Here is a 22,727-nt window from a genome sequence, read left to right as displayed (position 1 = left end):
AAAGAAGTTAGGAATGATCAGGAATCTCCTCGCTGGACAAGACTTTTCTGGTGTTCACTCCTTGCTGTGATCGGGGTGGCTATCATGATGGTGGGCGGATTACCGGTTGTTCAGCTCTCATCTGTTGCCACCAGCGTACCCATTATATTTATTATCATCATCTTAGGGCTGTCCCTACGCAAGTGGCTCAAGGAGGATTTCGGCCAAGAAACTAAAGTGCAAGTTGTCGATTATCCGGAAGAAGACTAATGATACGGGGCTGTCGCTGTAAGACCAGCCCTGAACATAGCAAAAGGCGGCTTCTAACAGAAGCCGCCTTTTACCGTCAAATATAGGCCCCATCCCGATGTAGAGAAAATTATTACCCAGCACCTTATTGCTCTATTTTTAAATGGGTGCGGCAATTTCACACATGGATTTAAGGGCTTCTATAAACTCTTTTTCTACTTGAGAAACAGCGTATCGGTTCGACCTTATTAATCCAACGGTTATCCCTAAACTAACATCACTAATGGGTATGGGTGTTATTTCGCCTGATTGCAAGTATATATCGTTAGTAGACATGAACCTGGGAAAAAAGGAGATAGCAATTCCTTGAGAAACGACTCGTTTGATGAGTTCAAAATTACAGAACCTAAATACCACATTGGGCTCGCCGTACTGTTTCAATATACTTGTAATGCCCCCATTATTCTTTGTAAATTCGTCATTATAGGCAACAAAGGGATATTCAAGCGCTTCTTTCAATGAGACTGATTCTTTTGCTGAGAGAGGAGAATCTTTTCCAGCATATATCAAAAATTCATCTGAGAATAATTCCTCTCTGCAAATGTCTTTACCTTGGATTTCTTCAGTTAAAAGAACAATCCCAAGATCATTCTTTCCAGATTGGATGTTTTGCAAAATACTAATTGACTCACCTACTGTTAAATTAATATTGATTTTAGGGTGTTTGTTTTTTAAGTGATATAAAACGTTGGGTATTATCTTATCTCCCATGCTCGGGATAATTCCAACAGATAGACTGCCAGTTAATGAGGAAGTGTTGGCAATCTGTTTAATCTCTTCTACGGTATCAAGAATAAGTCGTGCTTTTTCAATAACCATTTCTCCAATTTCTGTTGGGTAAGCACCTTGGGTAGTGCGCTTAAATAGTACTGTCCCTATTTCGTCCTCAAGTTTACTTATCGAAGAGCTGACTGCAGGCTGGGTAATAAAAGCATGCTCCGCCGCTAGTGAAATTGAGTTGTATTTAGCAACTTCAATTAAAAGGGATAACTGTTCTAATCTCATAAAATACCTCCGACTACATAAAAGCTCTTCAAAAGAAGGAGACTTACTCTGATATTTAGCTATTTTGACTGGCAGTGCAGCTCTGCTTGTAGTTACGTACGATTCGAGTTACTTTACTTTGGCTGATATTTAGAGTGCTTGCAACTTTATAAGAACTACGTAGCGTATTATATAATCGTATTATGATAGCCTCTTCGTCACTTGCTTTCTTAAGATTCTTCCAGTTTGATAGCTCATCTTGAAGTAAACTTCTACTTGAGGGAATCGATGGTAGTTTGAAGATTTTACTGGGTAAATGTTCAGGTAAAATATATCCTTCGGGAATTGTAACGACTAACCGCTCTGCTAGGTGTTCCATTTCTCGTATATTTCCCGGCCAGGAATAATTCTCCAGAATGGACAGACAACGTTTATCAAATTTATGTGAGTATGCATACATATGGTCATATTTCTTTAAAAAGAATTGTAACAAAGGAATAATGTCCTCTGATCGTTCTCTTAAAGGGGGAGTATCTATTTCAATAACGCTTAACCTGTAATATAGATCTTCGCGAAACTTACCCTCCTCGATTAATTGAACTAGGTTTCTATTTGTAGCCGCAATAATCCGTATGTCAATTTTTCTATGCTCTTTTCCACCCACGGGAATAAATCGACGCTCCTGGATAAGTTCTAACAATTTTGCTTGAATTCCCAAGGGAATCTCACCGATTTCATCAAGAAATAGAGTTCCGCCGTTTGCCAGTTCTACTAGCCCTACCTTTCCATACTTGTCTGCTCCAGTAAAAGCACCTCGGCAATAACCGAACAGTTCTGATTCTAACAGGTGCTCTGGAATTGTGGCACCGTTAATACAAATAAAGGGACCTTCTTTTCGACGACTCATTTTATGAATATCCATAGCTAAAACATTTTTTCCCGTTCCAGATTCCCCTAGAATTAGGACAGTTGAATTTACTTGGGCCACCCTTTGTACAATTTTGAGGCACGACTTCATTTTCTCATCGCGAAAAGAGTATCCCTTAAAATAGCTTACTTGTTGGCTTAACTCATCAACCTTATTCTTATAATGATTAACGAGTTTCTTAGTTTTATCTAAGTCTTGTTTCAATTGTTCTATTTGAGTGATATCACGGCTGTTCATGACTATGAAGTCAATTTCACCGCTTTCATTAATAACTGGAGTAGCTGTCACAACCAGTTTAATTCCAGATTTTGTTTGTTGTTCCACGGTCACAGTTTTTTTATCCTGTAAAACAACGGGAGCAAGAGCTGGAGAATAATATCCCTTATCCAATAGATAATGGATATTTTTGCCTATCATCTCGGAGGGGTTTAAACCATAATGTTGCTTACAAGCTTCGTTCACATAAGTAACTATTCCCTTATTATTAACAACAAAGATTTCATCAAATGAATTGTCTAAGATCATTTTTGAAATCATCCCTGCTCATAATGTTTTCGTTTAAATCTGCCAAATTCGACAACTCCCTTTTGTTAGTCATCCATAGCTAAAATAGGTATTTTATGCAACAAGTTTGTTTTAAACATAGTTTTGTGAGACAAGTGTTTTATTTGATTTATTTGATTATTCGTTAAAACAACTGAAAAATCCTGCAACGAAAAAATAATTAAGTCTATTTGACTTAATTATTTTTTCGTTATATGTCGAATTTTATAGAATTTAGAACATATGGTACAATTTCTAAGACTCAATACATCTGTAGGGTAAGAGTTGGTGTTTCAATTGTTATTATTTTCAGAAGATACTCTTATAACGGCATGAAAATTGCATTATGTAGTTATAGTTGTCAGAGTATCTTTTAAAATAATTATTTAGATTATATCATTATCAGTAAACTGCTTAGTTAGTTTAGTATGGAAGAATTATCGTGTATTGCTAGTTAAATAGTGAAGGGGGGGTGATCCTAGACAGATATTTATTTAGAAATTTAATTTTACGATGTCTCTTCTTTTGTATTAATTATTATTGACTGCTTTTTAGTAGCAAGTCAATTAGACTTTCCTTGAGTCTCAATGACTTAGTGTGACTTTAGAAATTTAAGATAATCAGTGCATGAAGATCTGCTTTTTTTAGTTCTAGGATGAGAGGGTGTAGTAATGGCTTTAAAATCAAGGTTGGAAGTATTGACGAAGGATGATTTGTTGAGGGTTCACGAAGCGACACTAAAGATTCTTCGGGAGACGGGCGTAGTATTTCACAGTGACGAAGCAATAGAAGTTTTCAAAAAACATGGGGCTAGGGTAGAGAATAAAACCGTGTTTATTTCTGGGGAAATGGTTGCTCAAGCCTTAGCTACTGCTCCGCGTAAATTCCGTATGCGTGCTAGGAATGATAAATATTCAATAACTGTTGGAGAGGGCTTTTTGGTACAACCTAATGTCGGTCCGGTTTATATTCAAGACTTGGATAAAGGACGTCGTGAGGCAACTCTCGAGGATTATGCCAATATTCAAAAACTTTGTCAGGCTAGTGATGTTGTTGACTTGGTAGGCACAATTCCAGTTGACCCTAGTGATGTTACCGGTAGTGACAAATATTTGCTTATGATGTATCAAGCCTTGAAAAATTCAGAGAAGCCAGTAATCGGGTTCTGCGCTAATACTCAACAAGTACGCGAGCAGCTGGACATGGTTGAGATTGCTATGGGTCAACCCGGATTTCTATTAGATAATCACTGTACCGCTGTGCTAGTAAATTCTCTTAGTCCCCTAGGCTATGCTCCTGAAACGTTGGAAACTATGATTGAATATGCCAAACGTAATCAGGTCATCTTGCTTGCTCCTTGCATCATGGCCGGAGTCAGTGGACCAATTTCACTCTTGGGAACGGCAGTTCTGCAAAACACAGAAACCATTGCCGGATTAGTTTTAGTTCAATTAATCAACCCCGGTGCTCCAGTAGTATATGCAACAGCTTCTACCTCAGGGTATATGAAGGAGGCTACGTTTGCGGCCGGTACACCGGAAGCTATGTTGATTAATACTGCCAGCTTACAAATGGGATTGGACTTCTACCACTTACCAGTAAGAACAATGTCTGGAATTACTCACTCTAAAACCGTGGATTGCCAGGCGGGGTATGAAACCATGCAGAGTTTAATGATGGGTATGATGAGTGGGGCCCACATGTCAGTTCAAAGTTTAGGTGTATTAGATGCTATCATGGCAACTTCCTATGAGAAGTTCGTAATTGATGAAGAACTAGTCAGAAGGGTAAGGCGTATTTCTCAAGGTATTGATACTTCTGACGAAGCTTTAGCAGTGGATGTTATTCAAGAAGTGGGACATTCGGGCACCTACCTATCTCATATGAGCACCTTTGAAAAGTTCCGCTCTTTGTGGACCCCCACAGTTTCAGACTGGGGTAATTATACTGATTGGAAAAACGCAGGCTCGGAAGATGTAGTTGTTAGGGCTAACCGTAAATTTAAACAAATTCTTCAAAATGCACCCGATTCTCTACTGGATGCGGAAATAGATAAAGCATTATTAGAGTTTATCGAGAAAGCAAAGGCACATTAATCCATTAACCTCATGGATTTCAAGTTATACCCGGCATAAAAAGACGGAATTGTACAGTGTATTATATTTATAATATGATTTGTTTAGTAAGGAATCCTAGGTAAGAATAAGTCCCCTGGTTTGTCAGTAAAGTATTATTTATTAGTAATCTTAAGGAGGATTTTCAAGATGAGTTTTGAGCAATTAGCGGATTATGTATTCAAAGGAAATGCTGCTGCGGTAAAAGACCTTACGCAAAGAATGGTGGACGCAGGTGGCAATCCCATGGAAATTATCTCTAAGGGATTGTTGATTGGTATGGATATCGTTACCCCTAAATTCAAGGCAGGGGAAATGTATGTGCCAGAGGTTATGATGTCCGCTAAGGCTTTGTCTGAGGGCATGAATATAGTAAAACCTCTGCTAACTGGAGCAGATATCGCTGTTAGCAAAACCATCATTATTGGGACGGTAGCAGGAGATCTCCATGATATAGGCAAGAATCTTGTTGTGATGATTTTGGAGAGTGGAGGCTTTAATGTTGTGGACCTTGGTGTCGATGTATCACCAGAAAAGTTCGTCGCAGCAATCAAGGAGCATAATGCTAAGATCGTTGGTTTATCTGCTCTCTTAACGACTACAATGCTCAATATGAAGGCTACCATCGAACAAATCAAGGAAGAAGGGTTGCGTGACGAAGTTAAGATTCTTGTCGGTGGAGCACCTGTTTCTCAAAGTTTTGCTGATGAAATCGGTGCAGATGGTTATTGTGCGGATGCCATGGCTGCCAAAGAAATGGCTTCTATGATCTTAAACTAGTGGGAGTTGACAATATTTCAGTACCCTTAATTATTATGAAGGATGTGGAGGTGGAATAATTGAGAAGTGAAGTTCAAGCAGGAGTTGCAAAATTCGAGGGCTTCGGACTCAATATTTTTTCGGACAATGAACTTTATGACATCCACAGTGGAACTTTGGAGGTCTTAGAGAAAACAGGCATTAAAGTAGAATCTAAAGAGGCATTAGAAATCTTTGCAGCTGGGGGAGCTAATGTTGATTTTAAAACCGGCGTTGTAAAGATTCCTCCTCATATTGTTGAAGATGCCATAAGATCTGCCCCAAATACGGTGTTATTAGCTGGACGAAATCCTAAACATGATATCGTTTTAGGTGGTAAGCGTGTTCACTTTATTAATTTCGGTGAGGGAGTCTCAATCATCGACCCTTATACCAAAGAGTATCGGAAGACTACTAAGCAGGATGTCGCAAATATTTCTCGGTTCTGTGATGCTATGGATGAGATGGATGCAGTTTTACGGCCTGTTGCGCCTCAAGATGTCCCAGCAGAGGCTGCCGTAGTTCACAATGCTGAGGCTATCTTCAATAACACTTCAAAGCATGTCTTCATCGGCACCGAGGGCGGAAAAAACTTCCAAAAAGTATTAAAGATGGCTGCGGCGATCGTTGGTGGGGAAGATAAATTAAGAGAACGTCCAATATTTTCGTGCAATGTCTGCCCTACAAGTCCATTGCAATTAGTCGGACACTGTACAGAAGTTATCATAGCGGGAGCACGTGCCGGAATAGCTGTTAACATACTATCCATGGCTATGGCTGGGGCTACGTCACCGATTACCTTAGCCGGTAGTCTTGTGACACACAATGCGGAAGTATTGAGTGGTATTGTCTTAAGCCAGCTCACTTGTAAAGGCGCACCGGTAATATATGGTAGTTCCACAACAATCATGGATTTAAGATTTGCTACTGCTCCAGTCGGCTCTCCAGAACTTGGAATGATCAATGCAGGAGTTGCAAAACTTGCACAATTTTACTTACTACCTAGTTGGGTAGCCGGTGGCTAGGTAGACAGCAAACTCCCGGATGCCCAAGCATCTCATGAGTTCACAATTACCGCTATGCTGACAGCGTTGGCAGGGTCCAACCTGATCTATGGCGCTGGTATGTTGGAACTCGGCATCACCTATGACTATGCACAAATGGTGATGGATAATGAGATGGCTAGGATGATTAAAAAAGCTGTTTGTGGGATAAGTGTGTCTGATGAAACTCTAGCAATAGATGTTATTAAGCAGGTAGGTACCGCTGGTAACTTTATTAGCCAAGAGCATACCTTCAAACACATGCGTACACAATCAAAGAGTAATGTCATCGATCGTCGTATGAGAGATGTCTGGCTTGTTGATGGTGGTAAGGATTTTTCGGAAAGAGCTTATGACGTCGCTAAATCTATTTTAGAAGATTATAAACCTGAGTCTCTGCCGGAAAGTGTTCAAGCAGAACTTCGAGCGATTGTCGAAGAAACAGAAAAAGAGTATGGTGTCAATAGTTAAGTTAACGACCGAATAACTTAATATTTAATGATAGTAATGAGGAGAACGAGCTAACAACTTTAGTTCTTCTCATTACCTAATAAAATCACTTAAGATTTCCAATTAAATATCCAACAAATTAACCTTGATAAACATTTTAGTAACTTTGCTTGTACCTGTGATCACCACTTGTAAAATACATGGAAAAATCCCCAGAGTCGCTGGACGTATGTGCTTTCCAGAACTATATCTCACACATTCTAAACGGTGGCACAGGGTTTATATACACCACTGTAGACTTCTAACTGTTGTATCTCAAGCTAATATCCTAAGCAAATTTGAGGAGTTGTGATTCAAAAAATGAAAAGAGAAGCACTAACCCAGAAATTATTGGTATTAGGGGTAGACGGGATGGATCCCAAAATTACCCGAAAATTCTTGGCCGAAGGAATAATGCCAAACTTACAAAAATTTATTGATAAAGGCTCGGCCAGAGAAGACTTGTCTCACTTAGGTGCCCTGCCGACGATTACACCTGCATGCTGGACTACCTTAGCAACGGGTGCTTACCCAGGAACACACGGTATTACCTGTTTTTGGCGACAGTCACCACAGAGCTTGGATGCTGTAGTATATAATATGGATTCCAGAAACTGTGAAGCTGAGCAGTTATGGAATGTAACTGCTGACGCCGGTATTAAAACCTTAGTATGGCATTGGCCCGGTTCCGCTTGGCCTCCGACCAGTGACAACCCAAATTTACACGTTATTGACGGAACACAGCCGGGTTCTGTTAACATGGGTGTTGCACAACTTGATTGGGAAAAAATTATCGTTGCTAATGAGGAAATTACTGAATTACAATATGCTCCCAAAGTAGAACGTCCTGCTGGTACTGGCTGCATGATTTCCGATCTGAGTGCTATTACTGAAGAAAAAGAACCAACTACCGATATGATGGAATTATGGTATGGTGAAGCTGCCATGACAGGCAGCGAAATCCGTGAATATATCATGGGACCGGAAAATATGGAAATGGTCATTGAATCTATTCCTCATTATGATTTAGTCAATTCCCCATTGAAAGATGCAGAAGGATGGGCAGCCGCACCGGCAGATGCAAAAGAATTTACGATTTTAACTTCGGATGGTATTGCAAGACGTCCTGCATTGATTTTAAAGAATGCTGAGGGCATCTATGACCATATAGCAATTTATAAAAACAAGAAGGCTGAGAAACCAATCGTAGTATTAGAAGTCGGGAAAATGGTTTCTGGGATTGTGGATGACATTAATAAAGAGGGTGTATTAAAACCTGCATGTCGTACCATGAAACTCCTGGAACTTTCTCCTGATGGTAAATCGCTAAAAATGTGGATCAGTAACGCACTGGATGTTGCCCAGGATAAATTATTTCACCCTAAGGAATTGCTGAAAAATGTCGTTGAACATGTTGGCCCTGTTCAGCCTGTTAGCTTGGTTGGGGGAGAAGATGCTTACCTGGTTGAGAATGTTTATGAACCAGCCTGGGATTCGTACAGTCAATGGCAAGCAAGGGCTTTAAATCATTTAATTAAAAACCAGGAATACCAGGTAGTATTCACTCATTTGCATAATGTTGACTGTGCAGGTCATATGTTTTGGCATTTAGCGAAAAATCTGGAGCGCTGGAGCTATACTGATCCTGAAGTAAATCAGAACTTTATTCGTAAGTTTTACATTCAGACAGACAAATATTTAGGTGAATTCTTACATTTGTTAGACGAAGGCTGGACCATCATGATTGTTGCTGACCATGGTTTACTGGTAGGGGAAGAATTCCCACCACAAATTGGTGAATATGGCGGTATGAATGTACAAGTAATGCAGGAACTAGGTTATACCGTTATGAAAAAAGATGAAAACGGTAATAATCTGAAAGAAGTAGATTGGGAAAAGACTACAGCTGTCCAGACTCGAAGTAACTATATTTATATCAACTTAAAAGGTCGTGATGCCCATGGCATTGTTGACCCAGCGGACAAATATGAACTGGAAAGAAAAATTATGTCTGACCTGTACTCTTACAGATATAAAGGACAGCGTGTTATCGGGCTTGCCATGCGGAATAAAGACGCTGTTGTATTAGGAACAAACGGTCCGCAGTGTGGTGATATCTTCTTCACTGTTGATGAGGGATATAGCCGGTTACATGGTGATGGGTTATCCACTGTAGAGGGTGCTTTCGATACCTCTGTTACCCCAATTTTTCTAGCAGCAGGGAATGGAATTAAAGAAAACTTTAAAACAGCTAGAACCATTAGACAAGTTGATATTGCACCGACTATTGCAGCTTTAGTAGGTGTAAGAATGCCTGCCCACTGCGAAGGAGCACCAATCTATCAGATTTTAACCGAAGAATTCTAATATAAAAAGGGCAGGCTAATTCACATAACCTTGACTTCGTGGAATAGCCTGCCTTTATTCGTTTACCATGAACGGAAATTCTTTTTGGACTTCTTTGATACGTAATTTAAAATGCTATTTTAAAGGAGTGAAAAATATGTCCTTAGAACAATTAAATACAAATAGTTTCGAAAAAATAATCTATGATAATGAGGAGCCCTGTCTTGTTATTTTTTCTAGAAAAGCCTGTCACGTTTGTAAAGAGGTCGTTCCTGTTTTGGAAGAGCTTCAACCGCAATACCGAGACAGGGTTGGATTCTATTACGTGGATGTAGAAGAAGATAAAAACTTGTTCCAACGATTCTCCTTAAAAGGAGTTCCTCAGATTCTTTTCTTTAAGGAAGGCGAATATCAAGCAAAACTAGCAGGAGCTGTTGACGAAGACAAAGTCATAGATAAGATTGCGGAAGCTCTAGAATCGTAATCACTAAAACATTCTACAGGGAGGGAGATATTTAAGAAAATGGGAGATCTGACCTACGATTTAATTATAATCGGCGGTGGCCCCGCAGGACTCACGGCAGCTATTTATGGGGGAAGAGCAAAGCTGAGAACTTTGGTCATCAACAAAGGGACGGTTGGCGGTTTGGTTAATACTACTCGAGAAATTGTCAATTATCCGGGCTATGGGCAAATCAGTGGACCCGATCTTATGAAAGACTTTAAAAAGCATGCCGAGTCCTTTGGAGTTGAATTTTTACGAGATGAAGTTGTAAGTGTTAATTTTTCTCAAGAAGATAAAATTATCTGTACCAAAAAAAGGAAAGAATACACGGCCAAGGCGGTTATCATTGCTTGTGGCAGTGAGCCAAGACTATTAAATATTCCTGGCGAAAAGCGGCTTCAGGGCAGTGGGGTTGCCTATTGTGCAACCTGTGATGCTGAGTTTTTTGAAGGCGAAGACGTTGTTGTCGTTGGCAGCGGGGACCAAGCCATCGAAGAAGGCATGTACATTACTAAGTTCGCTCGCAAAGTCACCGTGATTGTACTCCATGATGAAGGCGTTCTCGATTGCAATAAAGTCAGTGCAGAAAGGGCCTTACAAAATGAAAAGATGGAGTTTGTATGGAACTCCACCATTGAAGCAGTCATGGGCGAGGCTAACGTCGAGGGGGTTAAAATCAAGAACTTAAAAACGGGCCGTTCAAGCGAACTTGCTTGCCAGGGTGTTTTTTTCTTTGTTGGGATGATTCCTTCGACCCATTTTCTTCAGGAAAGTGGCATTGGGATGGACAGAAGAGGCTATATTCCCGTTAATGACTTGATGGAAACGGATCTCGAAGGGGTATATGCAGTTGGAGACAATCGGGTTAAATATTTAAGGCAAGTGGTTTCTGCTGCAGGTGATGGGGCAACGGCCGCAGTCGCTGCGGAGCGCTATATTGAGGAACTAAATTCGTTTAGTACGAGTGTACTGAAAAGTAACAAAAAAGTTCTATTGCTTTTCTTCAATGCCATAAATAATCAAAGCTTGGAGTTTAGCACTTTATTAGAAGAGGCAAATCAAGAACTCGCAGAACTCTATAAAGTGGTGAAAATCGATACGGCTACTAAGAAAAATCTTGCCCAAAAGTATGATGTCAAAATCGTGCCATCAGTTGTTGTATTGGACAGAGGGCAAGAAATCAAGCGATTGGACTACTTGATGGATAAAGAAAAACTAAAAGCTCAATTAAGCTAAGGCAAATCATTATTAGTAAATAGAAAGCATTAGATGACATATTACGAGAAGTTGATTTTTATGAGTACCCCCCTGATATAGATTTAGATATGAGCCCAGCTACTTAAGGTGTAATACATTAACTAGTCAAACAGTGTGTAAGGATAATTAAAAAATCAAAGAAACCTACCTTTGCAGGGTGGGTTTCTTTGATTTTTTGTTTAATACCTTATATCAGGAATCGCTGTTTGTATTTAATTCCGAGGAGTCTCCTAACCCTTGTATTCTCATTCTGAACAGTCGATGTCGCGCTCTAGTTATAGCGACATAGAGCAATTTAAGATCGAGGTCTTCATCACTATAGCCTTCATAGATATTAAATATAAACACAACATCAAATTCCAGTCCTTTGGAAACGTAAGAGGGCACAATCAAAACTTGGCCTTCATAAAGGGTTTCATCCCCTAGTAAAATTTCATAGGGTGTGCTTAGACTCTCTTTGAGCAGTTGACATTCTTTAAGAGTCTTTCCAACGAGGGCGATTGATTTATAGCCACTCGCAATCTGGATTTTAAGCAAGTTTTCTATGGCATGAACCATATCTTTAACACATTTAAAGTCTAGAACATCCGGAGGAACTCCATGGCGGATGACTGGTTTCGCCAAGAGGATATCTGAGCTTTTTACTTTTTTAATAACTTTGTTTGCATACTCCATAATTTCAATTGTGGTTCGATAGCTTTGCTCGAGGGTTAAATAGTTGCAGTCGAGAGCAGGAAAAACGTCTTGAATAACTTGATCCCAGCTTTTTATTCCGCGGTAGGAATGAATCCCCTGAGCCAAATCTCCAAAAATCGTAAACATATCTGTTTTTAGTATGCTACGTAGGGTGTAGAGCTGAAACACACTAAGATCTTGGGCTTCGTCAATAAAGACATGACTGACATCAAACTTTTCTTCATAACCGAATAGAAGATGCTTTAAATAGACTAGTGGAGCCAAATCCTCTAGTTCAAGTTTGTTTTGGGCGATCAGTTCGGCAGAAGAACTACACAGGTACTCAAGGGTAGGTCTGTCCAGACCTTTTGCACCAGTATCTAAGAAAACGTCTGGATCAGTAATAATCCGTTTATAATGATTCAACAGATCAATTTTAGGGAAGAGCGTCAGATACTTCTTTACCGCAGTCTTGGCGGAGTGGGTGAGTGACTTTAGGGTTTCATTGCGTAAGTCAACCAAAGCTATCCCTTTTTCACGTCGCGCCTCTTCATCGAAGGTTGAAGAAGAACGCACTTCCTGGATTTGACGGTTAAACTCCTCTTCTACTAGTTTTAAGGCAGGCTCTTTCGCTGCTTTGAGTTTATTAGTCAACACTTTTTTGATCATTTCAATTCGCTTCTGTAAGGGAAGAAAACTATATTCTTCAAGAAAAACTCGTTGAATGTCTTGTGCTTCTAAAATGACATAATCTCCGAGTTTGAAATCAACCTTCGGTACAAACGTCTCTTGTAAGCGTTCTACATAATGATCGAGGACAGCTTTAAATTGAAGGGAACCTTTGAATTCTGAGGCCCCAGTAATATATGAAGAATTTAATGAAGCCAAGTTACTGTATTCCAACAATTGGAAGAGTTTTTGTTCAGGCGGAACTAATTTGACTTTCGCTGTTTTACCGATCAGATCCAACATGAAGTCAATCAACGTCGTCTGAGTGACTCTTTCTACGCCAAGCTCCGGTAAAGCCTCGGAAATATAATTAAGAAATAATCTATTTGGGCCTAGAATAATAAAGTTCTCGGGGATGAAACGATCTTCATAAGTATAGATAAGATACGCCATTCGATGAATTGCTATAGTCGTTTTACCACTGCCAGCAACTCCTTGAACAATTAAGGGAGCGATATCTGCGCGGATCACTCGATTTTGTTCCGCTTGAATTGAGGTGGCGATATCCTTTAAACGATTATCGGCACTTGCCTCAAGTGAGGCTTGAAGGAAAGCGTCATTAGTTGTGATGTCGATATCTCCAATTTCTAATAACTGTCCATTCTCAATGGTATGTTGACGTTTAAGACCAAGCTCTCCTTGAATGGTTCCTGTGGGAGACTGATAATCAACGTTACCCAATCGCCCTTCATAATAGATCGAGGCAATAGGGGAACGCCAATCGAGGATGAGGGGCTCTTGATCTTCCTGGGTAAGCAAAGATAACTTGCCAATATAATAGCGCTTAAAGTCTTGGCTACCCTCTTGTTTAAAGTCAATCCGGGCAAAGTAGGGCTTTTCAAGTCCTTGATTGAGTTGGTAAAAATGTTCTTCTCCGTATTCTAAAAGCTGAGAAGTCACTAAAATTGAAATATAACTCTGACTGCTGTCTAAATAATCTAAGTCAATAAAAGCTTGTCGAATTTCTTCCCGCTGACCTTTGCGGTTCTCGACAATCAAATTAATCATTTTTCTCATGTATGTGATTGTAGAAGCAAGACGCTTTGCTTCTAGGTCAAATTCGGGATGATGACTGCTCATGGGTTGCTACTTGCTCCTTTCATTCGAATTTGGACTTGGAGAAATTAGGGCGGCAACTAGCCCTAATAAAGGAAACACTATCATTAAGTAAAGGACCTCAGTATAGCCGCCCCACTGATCGAAGGCTATACCTAGGGGCAATGGCCCAAGCGCCGCTCCAATAATCATTACACTAGAAGCAATTCCTCGAATACTGCCTAAGTGGCGACGCCCATAATAATTAGGCCAAATCAAATTTAAAGTAATTTGTTCAAAGCCTACAACGAATCCCCACATTAGCCCAAAAACAATGACACTAAGTTGAGAATCTACACCTTGAAGGGTTAACAGAACCATGATTTCGCCTAGAAAAACGAAGGCCAGAGCATAGTTTGTTTTCACTCGTTCTAAAATGAACCCAGCAAGGAATGAAACGGGGAACCCTACTAGGGCCATTAAAGTTAAAATAAAGGCTGAATTTAAGGGTGAAATCCCTCGTTCCCCCAGAATGGAGATCAAATGAAAGGTTAATCCTGTATTTATTAAAGCTGGAACCGCAGCAGCCAGAAGGATAAACCAGAAGGTTCTCGTTTTCTTTGCTTCCGCTAGGGTCCAGTTAATTTCTGTATCAATGATATCCTTCTTTTTGTCTATTGGAAACGATTCAGGACTCTTGACTATTTTTGGGGAGTCTCCATCGGGGGATAACCCAACGTCCTCAGGTTTGTTGACGGTAAAGTAATAGGTTAGAGGGGTAAACAGAAGGATTAGTAATCCTCCCCATACCCACCAGGTAACCCTTAAATCCCAGGTTTGGATCATCCAGACATTGAAAAGAGGAATGAAGGATGAACTGGCAAATCCTCCTAGGGCCATTATACTGAAGGCTCTTCCTCTTTTTTGAATAAACCATTGAGGAACCAAGGTGCTGGGAATAAGGGTCATGGAGCCTTGTCCAAATAATCGGAGCATAAAAAACCCAACAAATATCCAAAGGGGTCCGAGGAGGGTACTGTTCCATAAGCATGCTAATCCCAAGCAGAGGCCGATGACAGCACTCATTTGTCGCTGTCCATATCGATCGATTAGTCGTCCCATCATAAAGAGAGAAAGACCGGCGGTTAAGCTAGCCAGGGAATAAATACTGGAAATAAGGGAGCGACTCCAACCTAAGTCGGTAATATAGGCATTTATGAAAACGGAGATAGAATAGGTTTGACCGGGACCTGAGAAAAACAAACTTAGGGCTGAGATGGCGACGATAATCCAACCATAGAAAAAGGAAGTGTTTACAGGGGTTTTCCCTTGAGAACGGTGCACGGCAACTAAGCTCCTTTGCTCTTGACTAATAAAGAAAATCCCTACAAAGACTTTTAATAGGGTAATTAGACTTCTTGAAAAATCGGTATAACCATAGGGCGCCTCTTGGTCTTGGTATAAAGATGTCTACTCACAGCATCTCTAACACGATTTTGAAGAAGGTTGGTTTCATGGATACCATTCTGGAGACTGCCGGCTATGGTCTCTCTGGTGATGGCTTTTACCTCATCGAGGATTACGTTTGATTCTCGAACATAAACAAATCCACGAGTGACAACATCTGGACCCGCAAGGATTGTGTTGGTTGCACTGTTGAGCGCTAAAATGATGATCAGGATTCCATCTTGGGATAGGAGTGATCGTTCTTTCATAACGCTGCTTCCGATATCTCCGATTCCCAAGCCATCGATAAAAACTCGCCCGGCGGTAACGTTATTTGCCAGCTTTGCCCCATGCCGTGTAAACTCTATTACATTGCCAATTTCGGCCACAAAAATATTACCCCTGGGAATTCCCACTTGCGCAGCTAGTTCAGCATGTTTCATGAGCATGCGGTATTCTCCATGAACTGGAATAAAGTACTTAGGTTTTATCATGCTGAGCATTAGTTTAAGCTCTTCTTGGCTGGCGTGACCAGAAACGTGCATTCCAGAGATGGATTCATAGATGACCTTCGCCCCTAACTTGAAGAGCTGATCAATATTTCGAGAGACGGCTTTTTCATTTCCAGGGATGGGAGAAGCTGAAAGAATAACTGTATCTCCCGGATAGATGGAAATTTGCCGGTGATTATGGTTCGCCATGCGGGTCAGGGCAGCCATCGGCTCGCCTTGACTGCCTGTCGTCAGGATGCATACTTGATTGCTCGGTAGGAGCATGGCCTCATCGACGTCAATAAGTGTGTCTTTAGGGACATCGAGGTACCCAAGCTCAGCAGCTATGCTCACGACATTGACCATGCTTCGGCCGACGGCAGCGACTTTGCGCTGGTATTTAAAGGCGGCAGTGATTGCTTGCTGAAGTCGATTGACATTGGAAGCAAAACTGGCGAAAATAACTCGCCCCTCAGCATCTGCAAAGGCCTTGTCAATATTTTGTCCAACGAGTCGCTCAGACTTTGTAAATCCTGGGCGTTCCACATTCGTACTGTCCGACAAGAGGCAAAGAACTCCTTTGTCTCCAAGTTCAGAAAACTTGTGGATGTCAAGGACCTCTCCGCTCACCGGGGTATGATCTAGTTTGAAATCCCCGGAATGAACGATGGTTCCTAGAGGGGAATGAAGGGCTAAACCGACTGAACCTGGTATGCTATGGCTCCCATTAATAAAGTCAACCGCGAAGGATCCTAGTTTAATGGTTTCTCCAGGTTGGATCACCTGGGTAGTGACTTGTCCCAATTTAGCTTCCGTTAGTTTATATTGAACTAAACCAATGGCAAGGCGAGTTCCGAAAATAGGGACATTAAGATGTCTCAACAAATATGGGAGTCCCCCGATATGATCTTCATGACCGTGGGTAATCAGGATTCCAAGGATGAGGTCTTTGTTTTCGATGAGGTAAGTATAGTCAGGGATAACAAGGTCGACTCCATACATATCCTCGTCAGGAAAAGCCAGACCCCCGTCAATTATCAGGATTTGATCATTATAGCGGATAGCGGTGGTATTCTTTCCGATTTCCCCTAGTCCACCGAGGGGAATAATTTGCATTTTGCTTTCTTTAGGCAAGTAATGATACCTCCATATGATTCAAAGCTTTACTTCTATTAATGACTTTTTCACCGCTTCAGTAATATTTAAACTCCCCTTTAAGAGGAGTTTATTGATTCCGGTTTTTCTCACGGGTAATTAAGATAATTAGCATTGTCCCAACTTCCTCATTGCAGGGGATCCTGTTGTGCAGCGAGGATAATACCGACTGCGTGGCTAAAGATCAGTTGTTATTTAGAACCTTTCCCCGCGTTTTTGTTTTTCAATAAACTCATTAAGATCTTCTTTTTTTACCCGCCAACTACGGCCAACTTTAAAGGCGGGTATTTTACCATCCTGAACCAAGCGATAGGTGGTAACCTCGCTGATTTGGAGGTATTCAGCAACTTGGCGTAGGGTCATTATTTCTTTATCTTCGGCCATTTGGACTCACTCCTTAATCCTTTGCATAACTTTGGTGATTACTAGTGATCAATACTGATAACTAAATCATATAATAGGTATCTAACGAAGGCAAACTTTAACTAAAGATAGATTGTTTAGACAAATTGCTGTTTATGATTATTTGTGATAATGTACTACAGGCACTCCCGAGAATTTGATGTCCCCAATGTGTTAATCAGTAGCAAGTATTTTCTTTTTGCTCTGAGGGGACACTATCGGCAGTAGCTTATCGTAAAAAAGTGAGGTTTGTATGGTAACACTATCGTTCAAAGAGTCGTGGCTTGATATTAAAAATGACGTATTGGCAGGGATTGTCGTTTCACTCGCTTTAATACCAGAGGCAATCGCTTTCTCAATTATTGCAGGAGTAGACCCAATGGTGGGGTTGTATTCATCCTTTATAATTCCGATAATTATAGCCTTTGTCGGTGGAAGGCCTGGCATGATTTCTGCCGCTACAGGAGCAATGGCTCTTTTATTTATTACCTTAGTGAAAGACCATGGTATTGAGTACCTGTTCGCTGCTACAATACTAACAGGACTATTTCAGATCTTGTTCGGAACACTCAAACTAGCAAGGTATATGAAATTTATACCCCGATCAGTAATGGTTGGGTTTGTTAATGCTCTAGCGATTATGATTTTCACGTCTCAATTTCCTTACCTATTTGGCCAATCATGGCCATCCTACGCTATGACAGTGGGTGCTTTAGTGATTATCTACGGTTTACCCTTGATAATTAGATCAATTCCTTCGACGCTTGTGGCGATTGTTGGGATTACTGCCATTGCCATAATACTCGACGTCAAGGTCCCCATGATCGGAGACATGGGAATCATTACACGTTCCTTACCTAGTTTTTCTGTACCTGACCTGCCGATTACCCTGGAGACATTACTAATTATTGCACCGTATTCCTTTGCCTTAGCAATGGTAGGGCTTACTGAATCCTTGCTAACCGCAACAATTGTGGATGACATGACGGATACAGGAAGTAATAAAAACAAAGAAAGTCAGGGACAGGGTATTTCAAATATTATCGTCGGTTTTTTCGGAGGGATGGCTGGGTGCGCCATGATTGGGCAGTCGGTCATTAATGTGCAATCAGGCGGAAGAGGTCGATTATCGACGTTTACTGCAGGAGCATTTTTGATCGTTCTAATTATTGGCCTTAGGGATTATGTCGTGCAAATTCCTATGGCTGCCTTAGTTGCCGTGATGATTATGGTGTCTATTGGGACCTTTGATTGGCAATCGCTAAAAACCTTGAGCATTACTCCTAAAACAGATGCCTTTGTCATGATTTTTACCGTTTTGACAGTTTTTGTAACTCATAATTTAGCGTTAGGCGTTTTAGCAGGAGTAATTTTAAGTGCAGTCTTTTTTGCCTCCAAAATTTCTAAGGTATATGTAAAAAAACGAATAGAACAAGACGGAATACTAAAAACATATAAGATTAGTGGACAGCTATTTTTCGTCTCTGTAACAGACTTAATTAATGTATTTGATTTTACGATGGATAACCGAGATAATATACAAGAAGTGGATATTAACTTTAGTAATGCAAATCTGTGGGATGATTCAGCCGTTGCTGCGATAGATAAGATCGTCTTCAAATACAGGCAATATGATATCAAGGTTACGTTAAGTGGACTAAATGAACAGAGTGCGCGATTGATTGATAAATTGGCCACCCATACAGATTTGGACTCTGGGCCGCCCATACACTGAGTAAGACAATGATACCTATAATAAATTGGGGGTTGTACTTATGTTTGAAAAAATCCTTTTGGCAGCCGATGGCTCGGAACACTCAATAAGAGCTGCAGAAAATGCCATTGTTTTAACGCAAAATAACCCTGAGGCAAAGATTGAGATTGTCTATGTGATCAACAGTGAGGCTTCTAAAGCAGATGTATTACGTGACCTAGATACAGACGCTATAACCTTAAAAAGGAATCAAAAGTTGCTTCCGCTTCAGGAGAAGATGAAACAGGCGAAGGTTGATTTTAAGGTGAAGTTTATTCACGGTGAACCAGGGCCTGCGATCGTAAAATATGCGAATGATGGTAAATTTGATGTTGTTGTGATAGGTAGCCGGGGTTTGAATACCTTACAGGAGTTTGTTTTAGGGGGGGTTAGTCATAAGGTAGCAAAAAGGGCTAACTGTCCGGTGCTAATTGTAAAATAGGTAGTTATTGATAATCTTTGATTTTATTGTTATCTAGCTCTCGTTATAATTCATTCAAATATTGGCTAATTCTATAATAGAATTAGCCAATATTTGAATGACGATGGATTAATTATGTAATTGGACTAAGCCACTATTTTATGTTAATTTTCTATTAACATAAAAAGAGGATATAATTATAATAACGTCTCATAAGGAACTTTGCAGTAAAGGAAAGCACCAATTTATAGATAGGATGGATAATAAATGAATACCTTCAATCAGCTTGGGCTCGATGAATCTTTGGTCAATGCTCTCAGACAACAAGGAATTGTTGAACCAACTACGATACAGGAGAAAGCGATTCCCTTGATTCTAGCCAATAAAGATGTATTGGGTCAATCGGAAACAGGCACCGGTAAAACTTTGGCTTATCTTCTGCCAATCGTTCAGAAAATTGATACTCTCAAGAAAGAAACCCAAGCGATAATTCTCACGCCGACCCATGAATTAGCTATACAAATACAGCGTGAAATTGAAATGTTGTCAATAGGCTCAGGTTTGGCAGTCACGTCAACCGCGATCATAGGAAATGTTAATATATCCCGGCAGATAGAAAAGCTCAAACAGAAACCACACATTATTGTAGGTTCCAGTGGTAGAATTCTAGAGTTAATTCAGAAGAAGAAAATAGTTGCTCAAACCGTCAAGACGATGGTCCTTGATGAAGCGGATCGTTTACTTGATGAAAATAATGCGTCTCTCGTTAAGTCGGTGATTAAGACGACCTTAAGTAGAACTCAACTATTATTATTTTCAGCGACGTTACCACCTGCGACTTATCTGCGGGCTTCAGAATTATTGAAGGCTCCTGAGATCATTCGGGTTACGAATAAAATTATGATTGCGCCTACTGTTGAGCATATGTTTTTTTTAGCTGAACAGAGAGATAAAATCGAAGTTTTGAGGAAGCTGATTAGGATAATCGTTCCCACACGTGCCTTAATATTTATTAACAAAAGTGAAGAAGTTGAGAAAACTGTGGAAAAGCTAAACTATCATGGCTTAGAAGCAGAAGGGATTTACGGAGGCGCCAATAAAGCAGATAGAAAAAGAGCGATGGATGATTTTCGAACTGGCAAAAGCACCTTATTAGTGGCTTCAGATCTTGCTGCCAGAGGATTAGACATTAAGGAGATCACCCATGTCTTTAACCTAGATCTACCGGAGGAGCCACAACTATATCTACATCGGGTTGGCAGAACGGGTAGGGCGGGGCAAAGCGGGGTAGCTATTTCTATAGTTAATGATAAAGAAGTTTCCTTTTTAAGGAAATTAGAAAAAACCTTTGAAATTCGGATTAGTGCAAAGGAAATGGTACAGGGGGAAATTGCTGATATAAAGAAAAAGCCGCACAAGAGAAGATAAGGGAGACCTGAGTTGAACTTTTGCTCACAAGTAGTATAATTAAGTAAAAACTGGAGGAATCCCGAGGAAATGGAGCTATTAGGTTAAATGCAAGAGGTGCGCATATATAACGGTATAGTACATATGTTTGGAACTACCCTTAATGTTTATGCTTACATAGTGGACGGCATGCTTATTGATAGCGGGCCTCATAGGCTACAGGACGGTATTGTAGATTTCTGCCTACATTACCGTCCTGATAAAATTGTTCATACTCATTTTCACGAAGACCATACTGGAAATACGGCCTATTTAATTAATAAAATCCAAGTTCCTGCATATATACATCCGGATTCTTTGGATATTTGTCGTCATAAAGGAGATATTCCATTTTACCGATTAGCCTTTTGGGGGAATAGAAGGGGCTTTAAAGCAGAGCCCTTGCCTGATGTTATTGAAAATGAGCATTCTCGCTTTGAAGTGATTCATACACCTGGACATACCACAGACCATGTCGTATTTTTAGACAGGGAGCAAGGTAGATTATTTAGTGGAGATCTTTTTCTTCACCCTAAGACACGGGTTGTTAGGCGAAGAGAAAACATACCCCTTCTCATGAAATCGTTACGTAAACTTTTGCAAGAACAGTTTGACACAGTCTATTGTGCTCATGGAGGGGAGATAAAACAAGGCTATCGTTCGCTTGAGCAAAAGCTCAGTCACCTTGAAGAATTACAGGACCAAGTCCGGAGCCTTTCTCAGCGAGGGCAGGATATTAAAGCAATCGTCAAGAGAATCTTTCCTCAAACCCCGACTATAGCCTATTTTAGTCTTGGTGAATTTTCTTCCTACAACTTGGTCCGTTCACTCATTGAAGATAACGATACGGAAGGAATTTGAGATTATGCAGACATCTCCTCTGGATTTAGCTAAACAGCTTGAAGATGAAGGTTATCTTATAGATCAAGAAGCAGCGACCACCTTATTTCTTGCATTAGCCTTAGAAAAACCTTGTCTGATCGAAGGACCAGCTGGGGTGGGCAAGACACAGTTGGCTTTAGCGTTGGCTCGGGCAGAGAAACGAAGACTTATAAGGTTACAGTGTTACGAAGGCCTTGATATAAGTAAGGCACTCTATGATTGGAATTATGCTAAACAGCTTTTGCGTTTACAACTTGCTAAGACTGAAGATTGGGATGAGATAAAGGTTGATCTTTTCTCTGAAGAATTTTTGCTTTCCAGACCTCTTTTAGAAGCTATTCTTTCACCCGAACCGGTTTTATTACTGATTGATGAATTAGATAAGAGTGACGAGGAGTTTGAGAGCTTTCTCTTGGAGTTACTTGCAGAACAGCAGGTCTCAATTCCTGAATTAGGTACTCTTACATCCAAATCAAAACCTATTGTCCTCTTAACCAGTAATAATTCTCGAGACTTCAGTGATGCTCTTAGACGGCGATGTATACATATCTATCTTACCTATCCGTCCCTAGAACGAGAAATTGCGATCCTCGGTTCTCAAGCTCCTGAGCTTGCGGAGGGGCTAATTAAGGATGTTTGTGAGTTTGTTGGTAAGACCAGGAAGCTACCCTTACAAAAGCTTCCCAGTGTTTCGGAAACCATTGATTTTGCCCGGGCTTTAAATGCTCTCCAAAAGGTAGAATTGAACTATGGAGACCTAATGGGGACCCTCAGTGTGTTACTAAAATATCCTAAGGATGTTGCTAAACTGGAAGAGCGTCTAAAGAAGTGGGAAACCGAAGCATCATACAAACGATAATACAACAGTCCAGCCTAACCCTATTCGTGAACCAATTCGGACCCCGTTCCCCGAACTACTGACCTCGGACCCCGCGCCTCGAACCTCGCGCTTCGCACTTCGCACTTCGCACTTCGCACTTCGCACTTCGCACTTCGC

Annotated in this window: 17 protein-coding genes and 1 pseudogene; 12 read left to right on the top strand and 6 right to left on the bottom strand. The window is 40.6% G+C overall.

Translation table 11 applies throughout. From position 1 onward, the window contains the following. A partial coding sequence (locus HGJ98_RS05240; protein ID WP_291350005.1) for a BCCT family transporter occupies positions 1-249 on the top strand: 249 nt, incomplete at its 5' end. A 138-nt stretch (positions 250-387) separates the two neighbouring features. Here the strand turns inward: HGJ98_RS05240 and HGJ98_RS05235 are convergent. After that, entirely contained in the window at positions 388-1,293 is a 906-nt protein-coding gene (locus tag HGJ98_RS05235; RefSeq protein WP_291350004.1) for a LysR family transcriptional regulator, read from the bottom strand. Positions 1,294-1,348: 55 nt separating this feature from the next. Further along, entirely contained in the window at positions 1,349-2,725 is a 1,377-nt protein-coding gene (locus tag HGJ98_RS05230; protein ID WP_291350003.1) for a sigma 54-interacting transcriptional regulator, read from the bottom strand. A gap of 689 nt (positions 2,726-3,414) precedes the next feature. Here HGJ98_RS05230 and HGJ98_RS05225 point away from each other — a divergent pair. The 6 genes and pseudogenes from HGJ98_RS05225 to trxB all read left to right on the top strand — a co-directional run bounded on the left by HGJ98_RS05225 (position 3,415) and on the right by trxB (position 11,274). Further along, a complete protein-coding gene (locus tag HGJ98_RS05225; RefSeq protein WP_291350002.1) occupies positions 3,415-4,839 on the top strand; it encodes a trimethylamine methyltransferase family protein in 1,425 nt (474 codons plus the stop codon). A gap of 168 nt (positions 4,840-5,007) precedes the next feature. Next, positions 5,008-5,637, top strand: a complete 630-nt coding sequence (locus HGJ98_RS05220) for a B12-binding domain-containing protein (protein ID WP_291350001.1) — start codon at positions 5,008-5,010, stop codon at positions 5,635-5,637. 59 nt (positions 5,638-5,696) lie between these two features. Next, positions 5,697-7,169 (top strand): annotated as a pseudogene (locus HGJ98_RS05215) (trimethylamine methyltransferase family protein). A 339-nt stretch (positions 7,170-7,508) separates the two neighbouring features. After that, positions 7,509-9,554, top strand: coding sequence for an alkaline phosphatase family protein (locus tag HGJ98_RS05210; protein WP_291350000.1), 2,046 nt, complete (start codon positions 7,509-7,511; stop codon positions 9,552-9,554). A 136-nt stretch (positions 9,555-9,690) separates the two neighbouring features. After that, a complete protein-coding gene (locus HGJ98_RS05205; RefSeq protein ID WP_291349999.1) occupies positions 9,691-10,017 on the top strand; it encodes a co-chaperone YbbN in 327 nt (108 codons plus the stop codon). 39 nt (positions 10,018-10,056) lie between these two features. Then, a complete protein-coding gene (trxB, locus tag HGJ98_RS05200; protein WP_291349998.1) occupies positions 10,057-11,274 on the top strand; it encodes a thioredoxin-disulfide reductase in 1,218 nt (405 codons plus the stop codon). Between the two features lie 213 nt (positions 11,275-11,487). Here the strand turns inward: trxB and helD are convergent, their stop codons facing one another. The 4 genes from helD to HGJ98_RS05180 all read right to left on the bottom strand — a co-directional run bounded on the left by helD (position 11,488) and on the right by HGJ98_RS05180 (position 17,210). After that, complete coding sequence (gene helD, locus HGJ98_RS05195) at positions 11,488-13,779, bottom strand: RNA polymerase recycling motor HelD (RefSeq protein WP_291349997.1); 2,292 nt, start codon at positions 13,777-13,779, stop codon at positions 11,488-11,490. Positions 13,780-13,785: 6 nt separating this feature from the next. Beyond that, entirely contained in the window at positions 13,786-15,078 is a 1,293-nt protein-coding gene (locus HGJ98_RS05190; RefSeq protein WP_291349996.1) for an MFS transporter, read from the bottom strand. 65 nt (positions 15,079-15,143) lie between these two features. Continuing rightward, positions 15,144-16,805, bottom strand: coding sequence for a ribonuclease J (locus HGJ98_RS05185; RefSeq protein WP_291349995.1), 1,662 nt, complete (start codon positions 16,803-16,805; stop codon positions 15,144-15,146). Positions 16,806-17,021: 216 nt separating this feature from the next. Next, on the bottom strand, positions 17,022-17,210 hold the full coding sequence (locus HGJ98_RS05180) for a helix-turn-helix domain-containing protein (protein WP_291349994.1): 189 nt from the start codon (positions 17,208-17,210) through the stop codon (positions 17,022-17,024). Positions 17,211-17,481: 271 nt separating this feature from the next. Between HGJ98_RS05180 and HGJ98_RS05175 the strand changes: the two genes are divergently transcribed. From HGJ98_RS05175 to HGJ98_RS05155, 5 genes are all read left to right on the top strand, one after another. Next, entirely contained in the window at positions 17,482-18,963 is a 1,482-nt protein-coding gene (locus tag HGJ98_RS05175) for a SulP family inorganic anion transporter (protein ID WP_291349993.1), read from the top strand. A 40-nt stretch (positions 18,964-19,003) separates the two neighbouring features. Then, positions 19,004-19,423, top strand: a complete 420-nt coding sequence (locus HGJ98_RS05170) for a universal stress protein (protein ID WP_291349992.1) — start codon at positions 19,004-19,006, stop codon at positions 19,421-19,423. 246 nt (positions 19,424-19,669) lie between these two features. Beyond that, positions 19,670-20,830 carry a DEAD/DEAH box helicase gene (locus HGJ98_RS05165; RefSeq protein ID WP_291349991.1) on the top strand — a complete coding sequence of 387 codons (1,161 nt, stop codon included), beginning with the start codon at positions 19,670-19,672 and terminating at the stop codon, positions 20,828-20,830. Positions 20,831-20,917: 87 nt separating this feature from the next. After that, positions 20,918-21,709, top strand: a complete 792-nt coding sequence (locus HGJ98_RS05160; protein ID WP_291349990.1) for an MBL fold metallo-hydrolase — start codon at positions 20,918-20,920, stop codon at positions 21,707-21,709. 4 nt (positions 21,710-21,713) lie between these two features. Next, a complete protein-coding gene (locus HGJ98_RS05155; RefSeq protein WP_291350007.1) occupies positions 21,714-22,589 on the top strand; it encodes a MoxR family ATPase in 876 nt (291 codons plus the stop codon). Positions 22,590-22,727: the final 138 nt, after the last annotated feature.

This window comes from Desulfosporosinus sp. (assembly GCF_014237355.1).
Classification (GTDB): domain Bacteria; phylum Bacillota; class Desulfitobacteriia; order Desulfitobacteriales; family Desulfitobacteriaceae; genus Desulfosporosinus.
This window is presented reverse-complemented; position numbering and strand designations above follow the sequence as displayed.

Excerpts from the sequence above, each read along its gene's own strand:
- HGJ98_RS05235 (WP_291350004.1), bottom strand. The coding sequence starts at position 1,293 with ATGAGATTAGAACAGTTATCCCTTTTAATTGAAGTTGCTAAATACAAC.
- HGJ98_RS05230 (WP_291350003.1), bottom strand. The coding sequence starts at position 2,725 with ATGATCTTAGACAATTCATTTGATGAAATCTTTGTTGTTAATAATAAG.
- HGJ98_RS05225 (WP_291350002.1), top strand. The coding sequence starts at position 3,415 with ATGGCTTTAAAATCAAGGTTGGAAGTATTGACGAAGGATGATTTGTTG.
- HGJ98_RS05220 (WP_291350001.1), top strand. The coding sequence starts at position 5,008 with ATGAGTTTTGAGCAATTAGCGGATTATGTATTCAAAGGAAATGCTGCT.
- HGJ98_RS05210 (WP_291350000.1), top strand. The coding sequence starts at position 7,509 with ATGAAAAGAGAAGCACTAACCCAGAAATTATTGGTATTAGGGGTAGAC.
- HGJ98_RS05205 (WP_291349999.1), top strand. The coding sequence starts at position 9,691 with ATGTCCTTAGAACAATTAAATACAAATAGTTTCGAAAAAATAATCTAT.
- trxB (WP_291349998.1), top strand. The coding sequence starts at position 10,057 with ATGGGAGATCTGACCTACGATTTAATTATAATCGGCGGTGGCCCCGCA.
- helD (WP_291349997.1), bottom strand. The coding sequence starts at position 13,779 with ATGAGCAGTCATCATCCCGAATTTGACCTAGAAGCAAAGCGTCTTGCT.
- HGJ98_RS05180 (WP_291349994.1), bottom strand. The coding sequence starts at position 17,210 with ATGGCCGAAGATAAAGAAATAATGACCCTACGCCAAGTTGCTGAATAC.
- HGJ98_RS05175 (WP_291349993.1), top strand. The coding sequence starts at position 17,482 with ATGGTAACACTATCGTTCAAAGAGTCGTGGCTTGATATTAAAAATGAC.
- HGJ98_RS05170 (WP_291349992.1), top strand. The coding sequence starts at position 19,004 with ATGTTTGAAAAAATCCTTTTGGCAGCCGATGGCTCGGAACACTCAATA.
- HGJ98_RS05165 (WP_291349991.1), top strand. The coding sequence starts at position 19,670 with ATGAATACCTTCAATCAGCTTGGGCTCGATGAATCTTTGGTCAATGCT.
- HGJ98_RS05160 (WP_291349990.1), top strand. The coding sequence starts at position 20,918 with ATGCAAGAGGTGCGCATATATAACGGTATAGTACATATGTTTGGAACT.
- HGJ98_RS05155 (WP_291350007.1), top strand. The coding sequence starts at position 21,714 with ATGCAGACATCTCCTCTGGATTTAGCTAAACAGCTTGAAGATGAAGGT.